Consider the following 676-nt stretch of genomic DNA (forward strand, 5'->3'; position numbering starts at 1 on the left):
CCCCAGCACCCTGAGCGCAACACTCCCCAGCACCCTGAGCGCAACACTGGGCGTAACCAGCCCCAGCAACTTCCAGGCAAACCAGGCTTGCAGAACAAAACATGCCAGCAGCCAAATACCGAAATACTGGAACGTCTCGGGAAGGATTGAGTTGAAGGGTTTGAACAGCAGCGCCAACAGCGGATTGGAATCGGAAAAAATGATCGCACTGCCCAGTTCCAACCCATAGGACGGGTTAAGTCCGAGCGGAAAAGTCCAGGGAGAATGTCGAAAGAACGTCCAGCCCAAGTAATGGGTCGCCGGATCGCCGCTTTCCAGCCAGGCAATGTTTTGCGGGTCCAGGGCCCGTGGCCCGATCACCATGAAAAATGCCACCACGCCCATTAACAGGGGCAATAACCCGATCGCCCAATGCTTGCCCGAAACCTTCATCGATACGTCCAGAAGTTATGCAATACAAACGTAAAGGCCGGAATGGTCAGCGCCACCGCCCCTATCCCCAGCAAGTAATGAAGCCCGGCCATTTGTGCGGCCCAGGCCACCAGCATCGCCAGTAGTAAACCGGCCCCGGAAACCATCATGAAGCGCGCCAGCGTCCGGCCATGCAATCGGCTGGAAAAACTCCAGCTCGTGTTGATCACATAAGAAACCAGGGTCGCCACAGAAAACGCTACAC

At 56.2% G+C, this 676-nt stretch carries 2 protein-coding genes; both read right to left on the reverse strand.

Going from position 1 to position 676, the window contains the following annotated elements; translation table 11 throughout:
- The coding region (locus tag AC1DH9_RS30295) for a DUF6311 domain-containing protein (protein WP_477809474.1) at positions 1–432 on the reverse strand (432 nt) is incomplete at its 3' end.
- The coding region (locus AC1DH9_RS30300) for a GtrA family protein (protein WP_477809475.1) at positions 429–676 on the reverse strand (248 nt) is incomplete at its 5' end. The genes AC1DH9_RS30295 and AC1DH9_RS30300, both read right to left, overlap by 4 nt.

It is taken from the genome of Pseudomonas sp. 05T35 (assembly GCF_056396605.1).